The sequence below is a fragment of the Rhizorhabdus sp. genome, from assembly GCF_018006725.1.
Taxonomy (GTDB): Bacteria; Pseudomonadota; Alphaproteobacteria; order Sphingomonadales; family Sphingomonadaceae; genus Rhizorhabdus.
Genome location: NZ_JAGMXV010000104.1, coordinates 1 through 15910 on the forward strand (window position 1 = coordinate 1; position 15910 = coordinate 15910).

The 15910-nt window shown below is 66.2% G+C and carries 11 protein-coding genes and 2 pseudogenes; 1 reads left to right on the plus strand and 12 read right to left on the minus strand.

Annotated elements, in window-relative coordinates; all coding sequences use genetic code 11:
* The 4 genes and pseudogenes from KAY22_RS14870 to KAY22_RS14885 form a co-directional block, all read right to left on the minus strand.
* Positions 1–176: pseudogene (locus KAY22_RS14870) on the minus strand (VWA domain-containing protein); the annotation flags it as partial.
* On the minus strand, positions 176–1459 hold the full coding sequence (locus KAY22_RS14875) for an MFS transporter (RefSeq protein ID WP_296624201.1): 1284 nt from the start codon (positions 1457–1459) through the stop codon (positions 176–178). The pseudogene KAY22_RS14870 and the gene KAY22_RS14875, both read right to left, overlap by 1 nt.
* A gap of 96 nt (positions 1460–1555) precedes the next feature.
* Positions 1556–1990, minus strand: coding sequence for a glycine zipper 2TM domain-containing protein (locus KAY22_RS14880; RefSeq protein ID WP_296624202.1), 435 nt, complete (start codon positions 1988–1990; stop codon positions 1556–1558).
* 112 nt (positions 1991–2102) lie between these two features.
* On the minus strand, positions 2103–2507 hold the full coding sequence (locus tag KAY22_RS14885) for a glycine zipper 2TM domain-containing protein (RefSeq protein WP_296624203.1): 405 nt from the start codon (positions 2505–2507) through the stop codon (positions 2103–2105).
* A gap of 185 nt (positions 2508–2692) precedes the next feature.
* Between KAY22_RS14885 and KAY22_RS14890 the strand changes: the two genes are divergently transcribed.
* A complete protein-coding gene (locus KAY22_RS14890; RefSeq protein WP_296624204.1) occupies positions 2693–3700 on the plus strand; it encodes a glycine zipper 2TM domain-containing protein in 1008 nt (335 codons plus the stop codon).
* Between the two features lie 95 nt (positions 3701–3795).
* Here the strand turns inward: KAY22_RS14890 and KAY22_RS14895 are convergent, their stop codons facing one another.
* The 8 genes and pseudogenes from KAY22_RS14895 to KAY22_RS14930 all read right to left on the minus strand — a co-directional run.
* On the minus strand, positions 3796–4848 hold the full coding sequence (locus tag KAY22_RS14895) for a ribonucleotide-diphosphate reductase subunit beta (protein WP_296624205.1): 1053 nt from the start codon (positions 4846–4848) through the stop codon (positions 3796–3798).
* 14 nt (positions 4849–4862) lie between these two features.
* Positions 4863–5090, minus strand: a complete 228-nt coding sequence (locus KAY22_RS14900; protein ID WP_296624206.1) for a hypothetical protein — start codon at positions 5088–5090, stop codon at positions 4863–4865.
* A gap of 107 nt (positions 5091–5197) precedes the next feature.
* Positions 5198–7159, minus strand: coding sequence for a ribonucleoside-diphosphate reductase subunit alpha (locus KAY22_RS14905; protein ID WP_296624207.1), 1962 nt, complete (start codon positions 7157–7159; stop codon positions 5198–5200).
* 632 nt (positions 7160–7791) lie between these two features.
* Positions 7792–11037, minus strand: coding sequence for an autotransporter outer membrane beta-barrel domain-containing protein (locus KAY22_RS14910; protein ID WP_296624208.1), 3246 nt, complete (start codon positions 11035–11037; stop codon positions 7792–7794).
* A gap of 153 nt (positions 11038–11190) precedes the next feature.
* Positions 11191–13611, minus strand: coding sequence for a TonB-dependent receptor (locus tag KAY22_RS14915; protein WP_296624209.1), 2421 nt, complete (start codon positions 13609–13611; stop codon positions 11191–11193).
* On the minus strand, positions 13584–14546 hold the full coding sequence (locus tag KAY22_RS14920; RefSeq protein ID WP_296624210.1) for a FecR domain-containing protein: 963 nt from the start codon (positions 14544–14546) through the stop codon (positions 13584–13586). Before KAY22_RS14920 ends, KAY22_RS14915 begins: the two co-directional genes overlap by 28 nt.
* 41 nt (positions 14547–14587) lie before the next feature.
* Positions 14588–15100 (minus strand): RNA polymerase sigma factor, encoded by a 513-nt coding sequence (locus KAY22_RS14925; RefSeq protein ID WP_296624211.1) that lies wholly within the window; start codon positions 15098–15100, stop codon positions 14588–14590.
* Positions 15097–15910 (minus strand): annotated as a pseudogene (locus KAY22_RS14930) (hypothetical protein); the annotation flags it as partial. The pseudogene KAY22_RS14930 and the gene KAY22_RS14925, both read right to left, overlap by 4 nt.

Consider the following 15910-nt stretch of genomic DNA (forward strand, 5'->3'; position numbering starts at 1 on the left):
TCGAAGCGATCGAGCAGGCCTTCGTCCTTCACGTACGTCGCGCGGGCCAGATAGTAGAAATCGGTGATCGAATAATCGATGACATTCGATTTCAGCGCCTCGAGCAGCGTCAGATGCTCCTTGAGGCTGGCGGGGATGCCGGCGGCGCGCAGCTCGTCGAGGAAGTTCAGGAACATCAGGCGATCATAGCGCGCTTGTCATGGTGGCGCGACCACCACAATGCGATCAGGCTGACCGCTGCGGACAGCGCGAGATAATAGCCGACGAAGGCGAGACCGCCCCGGTCGGCCAGCCACTGTGCGACCAGCGGCACCGGCGCCGCGCCGAGAATGCCGGCGATGTTGAAGGTCATCGATGCGCCGGTGTAGCGGACGCGCGGCGGGAAGAGCGACGGCAGGAAGGCGCCGAGCGGGCCATAGACGAAGCCCATCATGAACAGCGATAGTGCCAGCCATCCAGCGATCAGTGTGAGCGCCCCTCCGGTGAACATCGGTCCGAGCAGTATGCCGGTCACGATCGTACCGAAGCAGCCTGCGATCAGGACATAGCGCGGGGTGCGCAGGTCCGACCACCACCCTGCCAACGCGATACCCAGCGCCATGAACAGGATGGCGCCGATCTGGATCGACAGGAAGGTTTCCTTCGGCACGCCCAGCGTCTTGGTCGCGTAACCGAGGGCGAAGGCGGTCGCGAGATAATAGGTCGCAAAGCAGGCCACGGCGGCGAAGGTACCGGCGAAGGTCGGACCCAGATGGTCGCGGAACAGCTCGGCGATCGGTACCTTGGGCGGTTCTGCCTGCTCCATCGCCTGCCGGAAGGCAGGGGTTTCGGTCAGCTTGAGGCGAACCCACAGACCCATCAGGACGAGTACGGCCGATCCGAGGAAGGGCAGGCGCCAGCCCCAGTCCATGAACTGATCCTGGGTCAGCAGCAGACCCAGGATCAGGAACAGGCCATTGGCGGCTATGAAGCCGACGGGCGCGCCCAGCTGGGGGAACATGCCATAGCGCGCACGCATATGGGGCGGTGCATTCTCGACCGCCAGCAACGCCGCGCCGCCCCATTCGCCGCCCAGGCCGATGCCTTGCCCGAAGCGCAGGATACAGAGCAGGAAGGGGGCGACCCATCCGATCATCTGATAGGTGGGCAAAAAGGCGATCAGCGTGGTCGAACCGCCCATCAGCAGCAGCGACGCGACGAGGGTCGATTTGCGGCCGATGCGGTCGCCATAATGGCCGAACAGCCACGCGCCGAGCGGGCGGGCGAGGAAGGCGAGGCCGAGGCTGGCATAAGCCGACAGAAGCTGGGCCGAGGGCGATTCCGCCGGGAAGAAGAGCGGGCCGAACACCAGGGAGGCGGCGGTGGCATAGATGTAGAAATCGTAGAACTCGACCGACGTGCCGACTAGGCTCGCGAACAATATGCGGCGGGCAGACGGCTTATATGCGGGATCGAGCATGGACTTCCCCTCTCGCGGCCCGATTGGCGCGCGAGAGGGGCTTGGTCAAGCGCTAAGCAACCTTACGCAACAGCTACTAAAAGATGGTTAACGGGATCAGCGGCACTTCACATTGCCGCGCTCCACCGAGCGGCCGAGCAGCGCGCCGGCGCCAGCACCGATAAGGGTACCGAGGGTCGACGACCGGCCATTGTCGAGCGCGTTGCCGAGCAGGCCGCCGGCCACGCCGCCGATGATCAGGCCGGTCGTGCCGTCCGGGCGACGGCAATAATAGCGGCCGTCATATCCGCGATAGATTCGGTCGTTGCGGGTCAGGCGGCGTTCGCGATAGTCGCGCCCATCGCGATAATAGCGGGCGGCATCATAGCGGTTGGCGTAGCGCGGGTCCGGGCGGTTCCAGTCATATCGACGCGCCTCTCGCCAGTCACGCTCGCGCTTGCCATGGGCGGGCGCCCAATGTGGCGGATCCGCCATTGCGGCGGTCGGGGCGATCATCGCCGTCAGTGCGGCGGCGAGAATGAACTTACGCATTGTCCGTCTCCATAGTGGGGGAGTCGGATGCATAACGGCCGTTGAAGAAGCTGGTTGCGTGAACTGAAAACTACGTCGCATTCATCGCCGCGACAGGGACGAGGGTCACCTTTCAGGGGCATTTTGCCGAGCGTTGCTCGACTTCGCGACCCAGCAAGGCGCCGCCGCCGGCTCCGATCAGCGTGCCGAGCGTGCGCCGGTCACCGCCATCGATCACATTGCCGAGCAGGCCTCCCGCCACCGCGCCCAGGATCAGGCCCGTCGTGCCACTCGGTTTCTTGCAATCTGGCGCTGTCGCCACACCGGCGCTCGATCCCGAAGCTTCGGCGACTTCGGCTTTCGTCTCCGCTGCTGCATCGGGGGTCGGGGCCGCTTTCGGGCCGTTCAAATCCTTTTCTAGCCAATCATCGGGCAGGCTGGTCAGCGGTTTGTCCGTCGCAGGCGCGATCTCGATCGCTGCGGCGGGTGCACCGAGGCAGACAAGGATGTAGATCGATACCAACAGGCGGGCACGCATGGGCTTTCCTCCGGTTCTGATCGAACGGCACTGGGGCGCATGGTCGCGCGCACGGCGCGCGTCGTCAATCGTCCCGATCCTGAACTCTTCTGTCGCCCGTCACCAGCCTGGCTTCGGGAACCAAGCTGCCGGATGAGCGCTTTTGCCGACAGCGGAACGATCAACTCCGTTCCCGGAGGATGCATATGCGTAAGTTCATGATCGCGGCGGGTGTCGCCGCGCTGGCCATCGGGCAGGCTTCGGTCGCCCAGGCCGAAACCGTCTGCAAGCAGGACAAGAGCGGCCGGACGATCGCGACGATCGCCGGCGCCGGCATTGGCGCGATCCTCGGCCGCGTGATCGACGGCGGCCGCCACAAGGAAGTGGGCACGATCGTCGGCGGTGTAGCCGGCGGTGTCGCCGGCAACCAACTCGCCAAGAGCGACAACAAATGCGCCGAAGCCTATGGCTATTATGACGAGAATGGCCGCTGGCACGCGAACCGTCTGAGCAACCGCGATGCGCGCGGCTATTATGACCGCGACAATCGCTGGGTCGAAGGTCCGCCCAACGGCTATTATGATCGCAACAACCGCTGGGTGTCGTTCGACGGCGATGCGCGCAGTTCGGGTTATTGGGACCGCGATGGCCGCTGGGTGCCGATCGGCGTTCAGGGCTATTATGCGGCAGACGGCCAGTGGGTGACCGCTAGCCAGCCGGGCTATTATGACCGCCGCGGACGCTGGATCGAAGGCGAGACCTATGGCCGCTACGACGCCAATGGCGTTTGGGTGCCTGGCAGCCGCCCGTCTTCGACGGCGAGCGGCTATTGGGAGCCGATGACGGCGTCTGGTTATTATGACGCCAATGGTCGCTGGGTGCGTGGCAATGTGCGCGGCTATTATGACGCCCGGGGTCGCTGGGTCTCGCTCGGCCCGGTTCCGGCCAATGGTGTCGGCAACAACGGCGTCGACCGCCGCTTCGACACGCGGGAGCGCGCGGCGCGTATCGAGACGCGCATCGATCGCCAGCGCGATCGCGGCGCGATCACCAAGCGCGAGGCCGATGCCGCCCGTGCGCAGCTGACCTCGATCCGTCGCGAGGAGGATCGTCTGCGTGCTTCGGGCGGTCGCTTTACCGCCAATGAGGAATCGCTGATCCAGCAGCGGCTCGACCAGCTCAACCGACAGATCCGCGCCGATCGCGAGGATTGAGTGATATAAGCGGTCCATGATGGACTGCCGATAAAAAGAGGCCCGCCCTGCCGCTGGCAGGACGGGCCTTTTTCATGGGTAAAAGGAGAGAGCGATTACTCGGCGGCTACGCCGGCCAGGCCGAAAAGGTTGCCCTCGCTGCTGTCCTCGTTCGCGGCGGTGCTGGTCTTCGCCTCGCGCCGGCGATCGAACGCGTCCCACACGTCGCTCCACTGGCCCCGTGTGGCGGCCTTCGAATATTCGGTGGCGCGCGTCTCGAAGAAGTTAGCATGCTCGACGCCGTTGAGCATCGGCGCGAGCCAGGGCAGGGGATGGTCGTCGATCATGTAGATCGGCTTGAGGCCCAGCTGTCCGAGGCGCCAGTCGGCGATGTAGCGGACATATTTCTTGATGTCCTTGGGCGTCATGCCGTTGACCGGACCCATCTCGAAGACGAGGTCGATGAAGGCGTCCTCGATCCGCACCGTCTTCTGGCACATGTCGAGAATGTCTTCCTTGACCGACGCGGTCAGGCAGTCGCGCTCCTTCACGAAGGCGTGGAACAGGCGGACGATGCCTTCGCAGTGGAGCGTTTCGTCGCGGATCGACCAGGTTACGATCTGCCCCATGCCCTTCATCTTGTTGAAGCGCGGGAAGTTCATCAGCATCGCGAAGCTGGCGAACAGCTGCAGACCCTCGGTGAAGCCGCCGAACATTGCCAGGGTGCGGGCGATATCCTCGTCGCTGTCGACGCCGAAGGTCGACAGATAGTCGTGCTTGTCCTTCATCTCCTTATACTGGAGGAAGGCGCTATATTCGGTCTCGGGCATGCCGATCGTGTCGAGCAGGTGGCTGTACGCCGCGATGTGGACCGTCTCCATATTGGAGAAGGCGGTCAGCATCATCTTGACCTCGGTCGGCTTGAACACCCGGCCATATTTGTCGTGGTAACAGTCCTGCACCTCGACGTCGGCCTGGGTGAAAAAGCGGAAGATCTGGGTCAGCAGGTTGCGCTCATGATCGGTGAGCTTCTGCGCCCAGTCACGGCAATCCTCTCCCAACGGGACTTCCTCGGGAAGCCAGTGGAGCTGCTGCTGGCGCTTCCAATATTCGAAGGCCCAGGGATATTCGAACGGCTTGTAGGTGCGGCTGGCCTGAAGAAGCGACATCTGGCTGACCTTTCTCAACTAAATAGGACGATGATCGCGGCGAGCGCGAACATCACGACCGCGCTCAGGCCCTGCCTGATCGCGAAACTCTTGAGCTCGGCCGGCGTGTCGGTGAAGGTGCCTTTGCCCTTCTTCACCTTCGACAACCGCACGAGCGCTGCGATGAACAGCCAGAAGCACAGCAGTCCCACCAGGACCGTTGCCACGGCGATGATCAGAGTCACGGGCAGTTCCGCCATCATTCGACCCCGGCCACCCATCCGGCAGCGTCAACCATCCCCACACGCTCCTCAAACGCGTCCGCCCGCCGCCGGTCCAGGACCGCTTCAGGCAGACCGGCCCGCCCGCCTCACTGGCAGGCGAGGCACTCGTCATAATCCTTCGTCTCCAGCTCGATCTGCTTGAGATCGGGCGTGTTATCGGCTTCGACGCCACCGGCGAAGCCGGCGCGCTGAACCGATTTGGAACGAAGATAATAGAGCGACTTGATGCCGAGCTCCCATGCCCGGAAGTGCAGCATCAGAAGGTCCCACTTCTCGACATCGGCCGGGATGAACAGATTGAGCGACTGGGCCTGGTCGATATAAGGGGTGCGATCGGCCGCGAGTTCGATCAGCCAGCGCTGGTCGATCTCGAAGCTGGTCTTGTATACGTCCTTCTCTTCCTGGGTCAGGAAGTCGAGATGCTGGACCGAACCGCCCTTCTCCAGGATCGTGTTCCACACCGCGTCGCTGTCCTTCGATTTCTCGGCGAGCAGCTTCTGCAGATAGGGGTTCTTGATCGAGAAGCTGCCCGACAGCGTCTTGTGGGTGTAGATGTTCGCCGGAATCGGCTCGATGCAGGCCGAGGTGCCGCCGCAGATGATCGAGATCGACGCGGTCGGCGCGATCGCCATTTTGCAGCTGAAGCGCTCCATTACGCCCTGATCGGCGGCGTCGGGGCAGGGGCCACGTTCGCTGGCGAGCAGCATGGACGCTTCCTGGGCGGCGGCGGCGATGTGACGGAAGACCTTGAGGTTCCAGCTCTTGGCCATCGCGCCTTCGAATGGAATGCCGCGCGCCTGCAGGAAGCTGTGGAAGCCCATGACGCCGAGGCCGACCGAACGCTCGCGGCTCGCGCTGTAGCGGGCGCGGTCCATTTCGGGCGGGGCGCGGTCGATATAGTCCTGCAGCACATTGTCGAGGAAGCGCATGACGTCCTCGATGAAGCGCTTGTCGCCGTTCCACTGGTCCCAGGTCTCGAGATTGAGCGAGCTGAGGCAGCAGACGGCAGTCCGGTCCTGACCCAGATGGTCGCGGCCGGTCGGCAGGGTGATTTCCGAGCACAGGTTCGAGGTCGAAACCTTCAGGCCGAGGTCGCGATGGTGCTTTGGCATGTTGCGGTTCACCGTGTCGCTGAACACGATATAGGGCTCGCCCGTGGCAAGGCGGGTCTCGACCAGCTTCTGGAACAGCGCGCGGGCATCGACCGAAGCGCGCTTCGAGCCATCCTTCGGGCTCACCAGCTCCCACTCGGCGCCGGCACGGACCGCTTCCATGAAGGCGTCGGTCAGCAGCACGCCATGGTGCAGGTTGAGCGCCTTGCGGTTGAAGTCGCCCGACGGCTTGCGGATCTCGAGGAACTCCTCGATCTCGGGGTGCGACACGTCGAGATAGACTGCGGCGGAGCCACGACGCAGCGAACCCTGGCTGATCGCGAGGGTCAGCGAGTCCATGACGCGGACGAAGGGGATGATGCCCGAAGTCTTGCCGTTGAGACCGACCGGCTCGCCGATGCCGCGCACCGAGCCCCAATAGGTGCCGATGCCGCCGCCGCGCGCCGCCAGCCAGACATTCTCGTTCCAGGTGTTGACGATGCCTTCGAGGCTGTCGTCGACCGAGTTGAGATAGCAGCTGATCGGCAGGCCGCGTCCGGTGCCGCCGTTCGACAGGACCGGGGTCGCCGGCATGAACCACAGCTTCGAAATATAGTCGTAGAGACGCTGGGCGTGCGGCTGGTCGTCGGCATAGGCCGAGGCGACGCGGACGAACAGGTCCTGATAGCTTTCACCGGGAAGCAGGTAGCGATCGGTCAGCGTTTCCTTGCCGAAGTCGGTGAGGAGCGCATCGCGGCTGTGGTCGACCTCGATCGGATAGAGCTGCGGGCGGATCTCCATGCTGCCGCTCGACGGTTTTGCCGCAGCCTTCGTCTCTGCGGCCGGGGCTTTCGCCTCGCTCTCCGCAGGTCCGGTCTTTGCGTCCTTAAACATCGAGTCCATCAGGGTCGCCACGTCGTTCGTGCTCGCTTCGCTGCTGCTGCCAGAAAGGTCCATCGGCCCGTCTCCGCCACACTATCCATGGACTGGTTCGTACCAGTCCTGTTCCGTTTGCGTTCGACTCAGGCTGTCCGCTCAAGATAGTGGATCCACGCGCCGTTACCAGCGCAATCGCCCCCTTATCCCCGCTTTTCACAGCGCCGCGCGGTTCTCTTCGCCGGGAACATGGCCCCCGGACGCGTCCACCACCACTAGCGCTGCCCCTGTTGTCTTACACAACCTATAGTGCCTCATCTGAGTCCGGACGCAAGAGTCAAAATGACATTAACGAGACTCGCTTCGTCGCTTCGACGAACTGAACCTCCGCCCCCTTGACGCGATGGATTACTGAGTCGGATCAGTCCTTTGCCCGTCCCGGCGGAACGAAGGCGCAACAAAAGAATCTGTGGATGAAATAATGTGCCGCCGATTTTTTTTGGGGCTCTGACGACGCGGTCGTGCCTGGAGCAGGGCTGGTGACGCGGTGCCGGCCCCCGAACGGCATCACGCCCCCTCCCGGCTGGCGGGAGAGGGCGTGGGTACGCGGATACAGGGTGGGACGGGCCGGCGGTCTGGGGGGCTCGATGACCGCCTTCTTTGGGGGAGCACCCGTCCCGGGGATACCCTCCTGAAAGGAGGGATGGGGTAGATCAGAGGCCGACGACGAGGCTCGCCCGGATCGAGATGGCCGCACGGCCCTGCTGTTCCTCGGCGCCTGCTTCTCCGCCGATCTGGAAGCCGTTGCCGCCGCCGACGGCGCGGATCTTGCCGATCCAGCCGCTGGTGCGATCCTCCGGGGCCAGCGTGAAGGCGGTGCCGCCCTTGAAGCGCGCGGTGGTGCTGCCGAGCGACCCGCCGACCAGTTCGCGGCGGCCGCCTTCGGCTTCGATCCGGAACCAGCCGGCATCCTCATTCTGCCCGCCGAAATCGAAGCCCGCCGCGAGGCTGGCGGTCGCCGCCAGTTCGTCCGAGCTGCGGCCGTCGACGATCAGGTTGAAGCCGTCGCCGCCGCCGGTCTCCGAATAGGCCTTCTCCTTGAGCTTGTAATAATCGAGCGCGGCCTTCGGACGGAGGCTGAACGAGCCCATGTGCAGGGTGTAGGCGGCGCCGGCTGCGGCCGAGAGCAGGCGGCCGTTCCACGCGCCCTTGGCGACGCGTTCGACCGCGTCGGTGCCGGTCGACGCCTGAAAGCGGCGGGTACCCTTGAAGTCGACATGGGCGTAGGAGGCGCGCGTCCAGCCCTGGAACGGGCCCCAATAGCCGCGCCAGTAGCCCGACACCTCATATTGACCGGCGTCGACCTTGTTGTCGGTGCCGCCGTCGGCGTCCTTGCCATAGAGATAGGCGAGGCCGATGCCGAAGCTGCCGAGATCGGTCTTGATCTCGGCGCCGCCCGAGGCGCCCCAGCCGCTGATGTCGTAGGAGGCGGTGTCACCCAGGCTCTTCGACGTGCCCCAGCCGACCTGCTGGAGCCAGAAGCCCCAATTGCCCATGTCGGCGAAGGGAGCGTTCGGATCGGCGAGGAAGCTCGCCGTCGCGCGCGAACCCATCGTCACCGTCTCGAACGCGCCGCCGGCATGGTCGGGCAGCATCTGTTTGACCTTGCGGCGGAAGCTGTCGCCGTCGGTGGTGGCGAGATAGGAGCCGGCGATCTTGTCGTCCTTGGCGAGCGCGGCGAAGATCGCGTCATAGGCGGTTGCCTGCGAACGGTTGAGGCCCAGCTCGGTCGTGGTCTTGCGCTTGATGTCGATCGCCAGTTCGGTGTTCGATACGGCGGCGACATTGCCCTTGAACATGAAGGGCAGGAGCGTGCCATTGGCCGAGAGATTGCCGGCGCCGGTCACCGAACCCGCCTTGAGGAAGGTGTAGCGCCCTTCGGCGCCGGTCACGCCCGAGAGCTTGACGAGCACCTTCGATCCCGAGGCAAAGCTGGCGTCGCCCGCAACCTGATAGAGCGTGCTCGACCGGCTTGCGACGTCGATCGATACGCCGAGCGTGCCGGACCCGCCGACCGAGAGGGTGCGCAGCGATGCGGTGGTGCGGCCGATATCGACCGACCCGCTGACGTTCAGGCCGAGGCCCTGGCTGTTGATGAGGCCGCCGGTGAACTTCGCGCCGCTGTTGACCGTCATCAGATCGCTGCCGCCGCCGAAGTCGATGTCGCCCGCATAGGTCGACGTACCCGACAGCGAAACGATGTCGTTGCCCGCCCCAAAGCTCGCCTTGCCCGCATAGGCGGCGTCGCCCGACAGGAGCAGCTGGTTGGAGCCCGCGCCGAAGCTGGTGTTGCCGGTCATCGTGCCGTCGGCGATGTCGAACAGGTCGTTGCCGCCGCCGAAGCGGACGTCGCCGGTGATGGCGGGGGCCGCAACGCCGCTCGCGACGACCGTCTGGCCGATCCGCGCGCCGCGATTGTTGGCCGACAGGTCTATCGCGACGTTGCGCCCGGCGGAAGCGCCCGTCGCGCTGATCGTGCCGCTGTTGTCGACAGTGTCGACCTCGCCCGACAGGTCGAGGATGGCGATCGCGGTTGCGCCGTTATTCGACGCGGTGCCGCTGGCGGCGGCGCGAATGGTGCCGCTGTTGCTGATCGCGAAGGTCTTGCCGCCCTGGTCGATCTGGAGGGCGACGCTGCGCGCGTTGGCGGCGTTGGTGCCCGCCGCCTGCACGATGCCCGAGACCTTGACGGTCGGAACCTGCGCGCCGGAGCCGATGCGCATCGCGGTCGCGCTGGCGCCGCTGGCGTTGACCGTACCCTTGATCGTGGCGCCGCCTGCGATCGTCACCGGAGCGCCTTGCCCGCCGATGACGAGGCCGTTGCCGTCGAAGCCGGCATAGGTGCCCTGGCCGGAGGTGGTGCCTTCGATCACCAGGCCATGGCCGTCGCCATTGCCGGGCAGCGCGCCGATCGTGACCGAGCGGTTGGCGGCGCCGATCTGGACGGCGGCGGCCGATCCGTAGGAGGTGACGGCGGCATTGCCTTCCTTGGCGTCCTCGATGCCGTCCTTGTCCTCGTCATTGTCGGTGGTGCTGCTGTCCTTCGGCGCGACCGCGAACACGACGCCCCCCGCGACATCGCCCGCGATCCGGACGGCGGGGCCGCCCTGCTGCAGATCGTCGGCGTCGAGCTTCGACGTGTCGGTCGGCGGGGTGGTGGTGCGATAGCCCGTCGCGGTGATCGTCCCCTGCACGACCAGCGAGCCGTTGAGGTTGCCCTCGAGCGAGGCGCCGACCGCATCCTTGCCGACGACGGCGATCGAGCCCGCCAGGCGGACGGCGGTGGTCGGCTGGCCGACGGCGGCAGCCTGGACACCGCCGGTCACGTCGCCGAGGCGCACGCCGACCGAACGGTCGCCGACGACGGTGATCGTGCCGTCGGTGACGAATTTGCCGTCGAGCCGCCCGCCGGTCAGCACGGCGGCCGAGTCCTTGCCCTCGATCGAAATCTGCCCGTTGTTGACGATGTCGCCGGTGAAGGCACCCATGGTACGGATGCCGTAACGGCCGGTGCCAGCGGCGACGGGACCGTCGACGTCGCCGTCCTTGTCGTCGTCGGCGGGGACATAGGTCTCGTCGATGATGATCTTGGCGTTGGCGGCGTTGGTGATCGAGCCGGTGAGACCGACTTCGGCGCGGATGCCGATGCTGTTGTCGACATTGGTGATCTGGATCGTGCCCTCGTTCACGACCTTGTTGGCGCTGTCGAGGAAGACTGCCGCGCCGCCCGTGGTCGGGACGACCGATCCGGCGGAGGTGATGCGAATGTCGTCGCGGGCGCCGGCCTTGATCGTGGAGGTGCGGATCGGCGCGGTGCGCTTGTCGGCGACGGTGGTTTCAGCATGCGCCTGGACCGTGACGAGCGCGGCGAGGCAGGTGGAGGCGAGCAGGTGACGCATCGGAAATGAGATCCCTCTTGGCTGTCGGGCAAGGGGCGCTCGACCGGCGTCCTTCGTCCCGCATGCTCCCAAGACGGGGACGTGCGCGCGCAGCCTTGGAGGAAAATGCGAAGAGGTTTGAAAGTCGCTTCGTGACGCCGCAACGCAGCGGACTTAGAAGCTGCGGTCGAGGCCGATCCGGATCGTGCGCGGACGCAGCGGGGTGATCTGCCGGCCGCCGTTCATGGCGAAGGGCGTACCCAGGGCGAAGCGATTGCCGATCGCGTCGGTGAGGTTGGTCAGGCCGATGCTGACTCCGAAGTCCGGGCGGCCGATGCGGGCGGTCAACGCGGTGTCGACATAGTCGCCCTGCAGGTCGCCGAGAATCGGCCCGATGCCGAGCCGCGACTTGCCGATATAGCGGATCCAGCCATTGATCCGCAGGTCGAGCCGGTCGTCGAGCGCGACCCTGTAGTCGGCACCGATGCGGGTGGTGAAGCGCGCGACATTGGGGATGCGCCCCTGTCCGCCAGTCAGCGCGCCGGTGGCGCTGTTGACCGGCGCCGTTGCGAGCAACGTCAGGAGTGCGGTGGAAGGATCGGTGACGCGGCTGTTGTTGTAGGTCGCGGCCGCGTCGATCACGAAATTGTCGATCGGGCTCCAGCCGACCGCACCGCTGAGCGAATAGATGCGCCCGTCGCCGATATTGTCGGTGGTCGGCAGGCCCCCGGCGTCGATGAAGTCGGCCTGGATGTTGCGCCAGCGCGTGTAGCTGAGGCTCAGCGAGAGATCGATCGGATCGCGCCCGCGCTGGCCATAGCGCAGGCCGGTCTCCATCGTCGACACCCGGTCGTTGAGGAAGCGCCGCACGAAGCCACCCTCGACCGCGAGCCCACCTGGGCGGAAGCCCTCCTGATAGCGCGCGAAGACGAGCAGGCGGGGGAGGAGGGCGGCCGAAATCGACGCCGAGGGAAGCACGCGCTCCTCGGTCCGCCGCGCGACGATCGCTGCACGGGCGGCTTCGAGCGTGGGCGAGAAGGCCGGAGTCGCCTGCTCGGCACCGCCGCCGAGCCGCGACCGGGTGTAGCGCGCGCCGCCGGTGACGGTCATGCCGCGCAGCGGCTCTACGCTCGCCTCGGCATAGAGCGTGAACTCGTTGATCCGGTTGGATACGCCGGTGACGGGCAGCGGTCGCCCGACCGGCCCGAGCGCGCGGTCGAGATCGGTGCGGTTGTGCGTGTAGCTGGCGCCGATCACCCAGCCGAAGCCGTCGCGTGTCGGCCGCCACAGTCGATTCTCCGACGCAAACATGCGCGTACGGTTGGTCTGGCGAAACTGCCGGTCCTGCCCGATTACGCTCGCGTCGTAATTCTCGCGGAGGTTCTGGCGGACATAGCCGGTCGAGGACAGGAAGGAGAGCCTGTCCCATTGTTTGGAAATGACCAGTTCGCCCAGCCCATAGTCGGCGTCGAACCCACCGGCGACGCGGCTGGCGCGATTGAGCCCGCCCAGCGCGCGATCGGCATATTGGCCATCGCGCCCCTCATTGTCCTGATAGACGCCACCGAGATCGACGGTCCATCCGTCGCCCATGTCGAAGCGGAGCGTGGCCCGTCCGCCGGCCACCCGGGTGCGGTTGATGTCGCGCTTCCGCCGCCAGACGTCGTCGATATAGCCACCTTCGGTTAGCCCATAACCGACGGCCCGCAGGGCGATCCGTTCGCCTGCGACGGGAATGTTGACCATCCCGCCGATGTCGCCTGACGGATCGCCATGCTGGGTTGCGGAGAGGCCGGCAGAGAGCGCAGCGCCAGTTTCGCCCATGCGCGGCGCATTACGGATGATCCGGATCACGCCACCGAGCGATCCCGCGCCGTAGAGTGTACCCTGCGGCCCTTCCAATATCTCGACCGACTGTATGTCGTAGAGGCGCAGGTCGGGATCGGGCGCGTTGTAGGTCAGCCGCATGTCGCCCAGATACTGGCCGACCGTCGCCTGGGTCGGGCCGGTGAAGCTCGAATCGGCGATGCCCCGGATGAACAGCTTGTTGCGGCCCGCCCCCAGATGCGTCGACGACAGGCTGGCGACGCGGGCGAGGACCGATTCCATCCCCTGCTCGCCGCCGAACGCCAGATCGGCGCCGTCGAGCAGGCTGACCGAGCCCGCGAAGTCGCGCAGCCGGGTGTCGCGCTTCGACGCGGTGACGACGATCGACTGGTCGTCTTCGGTGACGATCGGCGGGGTTGCGACGCCGGGTCGGCCTTCGCTGCGTCCTGTCTCCGCCGGTACGATCCGGAAGGCATTGCCGCCAATCGGAACGACGCGCGCCCGGCTGCCGCGAAGCAATGACCGCAGAGCTTTTTCCGCGTCCATCCGGCCGCGCAACGCGGCCACCCGCATCGTCCAGATCGAGCGATCGGACACGCTGACCGAGGCGCCGGTCTGCTTTGCCAATACCGCGATCACCTCACCGAGTCGTCCTGCGGGCAGGTCGAGTGCCTTCGTCTCCGCAGCCGCGATCTGGGCCGGGATGGCGAGGGCTAGGACGGCGAGGGGCAGCGATCGGATCACGGGGTGCGCGGCGCCAATATCCATGTCTGACCGCTGCGACGGACATCGACCTCGAGCAGCGGCGCCAGTCGGACGATGTCCTCGCCATCGGCGAGGCTGAGCACGCCGCGGAAACGCTGACCGGCGATGCGGGGATCGGCACGCACCGTCTGCCCCGACCAGCGGGCGAGATCGGCGGCGACCTCGGCCATCGTCTGGCCGTCATAGATCAGCCGGCCCTCGCGCCATCCGGCCACGGCGTCGGGCGTCACGGCAGTGAGCGCCAGCTGGGTCTCGCCATCGACCGCGCGGAGCGCGCGGCCTGCGTCGAGGCGGACCGCTTCGGACTCCGGATTGTAGACGACAGCGCCCTCGGCCACCTGGACCGCAGTCGTGCCGCCCTCGCGCAGCACGTTGAAGCGCGTGCCGACATCGACCAGCGTCGCATCGCCGACCTTGACCTTGAAGGGGGCATCGTCGTCGTGGACGACGTCGAACAGCGCCTCGCCGCGTTCGAGCGTGGCGTAGCGCTGGTCCTTGCGGTCGAGGATGATGCGCGTCCCGCCGTTGAGGATGATCTTGCTGCCATCATCGAGCGCGACGACCCGGCGCGTGCCCGGTGCGGTTTCGACCGGATAGAGCGCGGGCTGGCGATCGACCATGCCGACGCCGACGAGCACCGCCAGCGACGCGGCGATCGCCCCGCCGATCCACGTCCGACGGCCGATTCCGCGCGACCGCTGCGCCGGAAAAGCCACGACATTGTCCGCGCCCGGCTGTTCGACGGGCGGCGTTTCTGTGGGCAGCAGGACGCCGTCGAGATCCTGATCGGCGACGGCAAGCCGCTGGTAGAGCTCGGCATGGGCCGGATCCGACGACAGCCACGCCTCGAACGCGTCCCAGTCCTCGAAGCGGGGATCGCGCAGGCGGATCACCCAGTCGAGCGCCGCGTCTTCCATATCGTGCCTGTCCTCAGCCATGAACTCGGGGCCCTCCGACAGACAGGACGGAGTCGTTCCTATCATTCCTCATCGAAGCGGCTCCGTGTCTCGATTACCGTGCGATAGGCGCGGCGCAGATCGCTTTCGACCGTGCTGATGCTGACACCGAATTCCTTGGCTATGTCGCGTTGTCCGATGCCGTCGATCCGGTGGCGCCTGAAGATCGCCGCGGCCCGCTGGCCGAGTGCGTCGATCGTCCGCTGCATGATGGTCAGCTGCTCGCGGGCGATCAGCCGGCGCTCTGTCGACGGTTCGTCGGACGTTCCGGGCAGGGTGGTCGCCGCCTCGGTCCAGTCATGGTCGCGCCTGGTCGCCTGCTGCTGCGAGCGGTAGCGGTCGAGCATCAGGTTGTTGGCAGCACGGAAGAGATAGGACAGCGGCTGCGCGACCGGACCGCTCGGCGCCGCCGCGATCTTGAGCCATAATTCCTGCAGCAGATCCTCGGCCGCATCCCCCGCGCCATGGGCGCGCAGAAAGCCGAGCAGCCTCTCCCGGTTCGACAGGAAGACGGCCTCCAGGCCGGTGTTGCTCATCTCTCCGCTCGCTCGCCTCTCCGCCCCGCATCCGGGAGACCGCGCTCTACACGCGGCAGCGCTGCGCTGCCAACGACTTCGTAGAGAGTCGACCGTCCCAGACCCCAGACGGTTACGAGGCCGAAACGCCTTGGATCGGGCAGTCGAATTCCACTCAGCCAGACGTAATGGAAGGCGTTGCGCGGGAACAACGCGAGGGCGCGGGTCAGGCTTCGGCCTTCCTCGGCACAGGCGGATGGATAGACATGCTGGCTCGGATCCGCCTGAAACGGCCCCGCTGCGGGATAGCTGACCTTCAGGATATGTTGCCCGGCTATCGCCCATTGTTCGTTCACGAAGGCGTCGCGCTCGATAATCGCGAAGGCAGGGAGGTGGTCCTCGCGCCCGTCCGCCCAGTCGCGCAGGCAAGGGCGGTAATTGAGCGCGAGCACCGCCGCTCCGGGTGGGATGTGGGAGACTAGCGACAGGTCGGCGCGGCGCTCGGCGAGTTGCTCGGCATAGGACCATGTCACCGCCACCGTCCGCGCTGCGAGGAAGGCGAGCCCGGCGAACGCGATCATCCGGGCAAGGCGGAGATCGCCGGCGGGCTGAACCGACAGCAGCAGCAACATCCAGATCGCGGGCGCGAGCCGCATGTCGACATAGGCACCGCCCATCATCAGGCGCGGCAGGATCAGGAAGGCACCGGCGACGAGCGCGGCGGGCAGCAGCAGGCGCGCCGACAAGCGCAGGCGCGGATCGCGCCACGCGACATAGAGCAGGAACAGGATGATGCCGAGCGAGGCGAGATCGACCCACTGCCAGCGGTCA

Coding starts and splice junctions, on each gene's coding strand:
- KAY22_RS14895 (WP_296624205.1), bottom strand. CDS start 4,848: ATGTCGCTTCTTCAGGCCAGCCGCACCTACAAGCCGTTCGAATATCCC.
- KAY22_RS14905 (WP_296624207.1), bottom strand. CDS start 7,159: ATGGACCTTTCTGGCAGCAGCAGCGAAGCGAGCACGAACGACGTGGCG.
- KAY22_RS14885 (WP_296624203.1), bottom strand. CDS start 2,507: ATGCGTGCCCGCCTGTTGGTATCGATCTACATCCTTGTCTGCCTCGGT.
- KAY22_RS14920 (WP_296624210.1), bottom strand. CDS start 14,546: ATGGCTGAGGACAGGCACGATATGGAAGACGCGGCGCTCGACTGGGTG.
- KAY22_RS14925 (WP_296624211.1), bottom strand. CDS start 15,100: ATGAGCAACACCGGCCTGGAGGCCGTCTTCCTGTCGAACCGGGAGAGG.
- KAY22_RS14890 (WP_296624204.1), top strand. CDS start 2,693: ATGCGTAAGTTCATGATCGCGGCGGGTGTCGCCGCGCTGGCCATCGGG.
- KAY22_RS14880 (WP_296624202.1), bottom strand. CDS start 1,990: ATGCGTAAGTTCATTCTCGCCGCCGCACTGACGGCGATGATCGCCCCG.
- KAY22_RS14900 (WP_296624206.1), bottom strand. CDS start 5,090: ATGATGGCGGAACTGCCCGTGACTCTGATCATCGCCGTGGCAACGGTC.
- KAY22_RS14915 (WP_296624209.1), bottom strand. CDS start 13,611: ATGGATATTGGCGCCGCGCACCCCGTGATCCGATCGCTGCCCCTCGCC.
- KAY22_RS14875 (WP_296624201.1), bottom strand. CDS start 1,459: ATGCTCGATCCCGCATATAAGCCGTCTGCCCGCCGCATATTGTTCGCG.
- KAY22_RS14910 (WP_296624208.1), bottom strand. CDS start 11,037: ATGCGTCACCTGCTCGCCTCCACCTGCCTCGCCGCGCTCGTCACGGTC.